1 protein-coding gene and 1 pseudogene are annotated in these 2270 nt (G+C 67.0%); both read left to right on the top strand.

The window, feature by feature from the left end:
• Positions 1 to 869: pseudogene (locus VN047_RS03665) on the top strand (hypothetical protein); the annotation flags it as partial.
• Between the two features lie 42 nt (positions 870 to 911).
• Positions 912 to 2213, top strand: coding sequence for an amidohydrolase family protein (locus tag VN047_RS03660; protein ID WP_325540132.1), 1302 nt, complete (start codon positions 912 to 914; stop codon positions 2211 to 2213).
• The last annotated feature ends 57 nt before the right edge of the window (positions 2214 to 2270 follow it).

Raw genomic sequence — 2270 nt, 5'->3', positions numbered from 1 at the left:
GCCTTGACGCTCGCACCCGCATCGGCTTCGCCGCCGGACGCGGCACCGGCGGCCTGCTTGCGGCCGAGCGCGGCGACAGCGGTCATACCATGCTTGTCGGCGACGCCGCCCACGAGGGGCTTGGCTTCGCCGCCAGTCCGGGTTTTGGCATGTTGATCCGGAATAATATTACCCATAATCAATATGTTAATGTCTATATAGAAAGCGGTCGAGTCTCGGGCTCGCGCTGGCAGGACGACCCCCTCCTCCGTTACCGCCCGGGCCAGGACAGTCGCTACCAGCGCGCTGGCGCCGCGTGGGACGCGCGCTTCGGCCCCGTCCGCACTGCGCTCGGCGCCAGCTGGCTGCGCGAATCGGACAGCCTCCTCGGCGCGCGCCTTGGCCCCGTGTTCGGTGCCGGCGGCGCGACCAGCCTTGTCGGCGATGCCAGCTTCATCCTCGATATGCGCGACGACTGGCAAATTGCCGGTGCCTGGCGCCAGATGTGGACGCGTCCCGATGCGCGCGGCCTTGTCGCAGGCGGCGCGCTTTGGTCGACCGCCTTCTCGTTCGACGTCGCCAAGGCCAATCTGGCGCAAGCAGGCGACCGCGCCGCGCTCCGTTTCGCCCAGCCCTTGCGCGTCGCGCGCGGCGGAATCGACCTGCTGCTCCCCGTCGCGCACGACTATACCAGCGGCCGCACCGACTTCGGCAGCCGTACCTATAATCTCGCGCCGACCGGCCGCGAACTGGTGGTCGAGGCAAGTTATGCGCTGGCGCTTTTCGGGGGCGACCTGATCGCCAATACATGGTGGCGGAAGGACCCCGGTCATATCGCCGCCATGCCCGACGATCAGGGCGCGGCGCTCCGCTTTACGATGGGCTTCTGATCGGCTTTAACGCTCCCCAAAGTCAAAACAGGGGATGCCAGAATGAAGCCGATTCATATTCTTCCGCTCGCATTGATCGGTGCGGCGCTCGCCTCGCCGCTCGCGGCACAGGCGCCCGCGCGCACGATCATCCACGCCGGTCAGTTGCTCGTCGAAGCCGGCAAGCCCGCACGCGGTGCTTCGACGATCATCGTCGAGGACGGCAAGATCGTCAGCATCGGCGATGGCTATCAGCCTGCCGAACCCGGCGCGACGGTCGTCGATCTCAGGGACAAATATGTCCTTCCCGGCCTCATCGACAGCCATGTCCACCTGACCAGCGACGCAGGCGGCCTCGCCGGGCAGCTCGAGGAAATGACGCTCAGCCCTGCGGCACAGGCCTTCAATGCCGAGGTCAACGGCATGAAGACGCTGCGCGCGGGGTTCACCACCGTGCGCAACCTAGGCGACGGAGACGGCGCAACCCTCGCGCTCAGGGATGCGATCCTCGCGGGCAAGGTGCAGGGGCCGCGCATCGTCGATGCGGGCGCCAGCATCTCGGGCAGCGCAGGGCATATGGACGGCTCGCTCGGCTATCGCGACGAACTCCGCCCCTTCTTCGCTGGCGCGGGTAACACATGCAACGGCGCCGACGACTGCCGCCGCGCGGTACGGCTCCAGATCGGGCGCGGCGCCGACGTGATCAAATTTGCTTCGACCGGCGGGGTCAACAGCCGCATCGGTGCTGGTCTCGGCAAGCAGATGTTCGACGACGAGGCGCAGGCGATCGTCGACACCGCGCATATGTTCGGGAAGAAGGTCGCGGTGCACGCGCACGGGGCCGACGGCATCCGGCTCGCGCTCGCGGCGGGGGTCGATTCGGTCGAGCATGGCACGATTCTCGACGATGCGACGATCGCCGCGTGGGCGAAGTCGAAGGCCTATTATGTGCCCACATTGTCGACGGTGAACGGTTACAAGGAACGGATCGCCGCCAATCCCGACGCCTACGAACCCGACGTGCTCGCCAAGATCCGGTGGCGGATTTCGATCACCGGCAAGAGCCTCGAGGCACTCGTCCCGCGCGGTGTGCGCATCGCGTTCGGTACCGACGCCGGCGTGTCGAAGCACGGCCGCAACGGCGACGAGTTCGAACTGATGGTCCAGAACGGCATGACCCCGGTCGAAGCCCTCAAGGCCGCGACGGTCAACGCCGCCGACCTGCTTGGCCTTTCGAATGAGATCGGCACGATCGCGCCGGGCAAGAGCGCCGACATCATCGCGGTCGCGAGCGATCCGGTCGCCGACGTGCGCGTGCTCAAGAAGGTCGATTTCGTGATGGCGCGCGGGACGGTGGTCGACTGATCAGAGCGCGCCGCGCAGCGCCAGCCAGCGTTCGCGCTTCGCCGCGAAGCCGATCGT

Source organism: Sphingopyxis sp., from assembly GCF_035565275.1.
Lineage (GTDB): Bacteria > Pseudomonadota > Alphaproteobacteria > Sphingomonadales > Sphingomonadaceae > Sphingopyxis.
The sequence above is the reverse complement of the archived record's forward strand: the minus strand, read 5'-3'. Positions and strand labels throughout refer to the sequence as shown.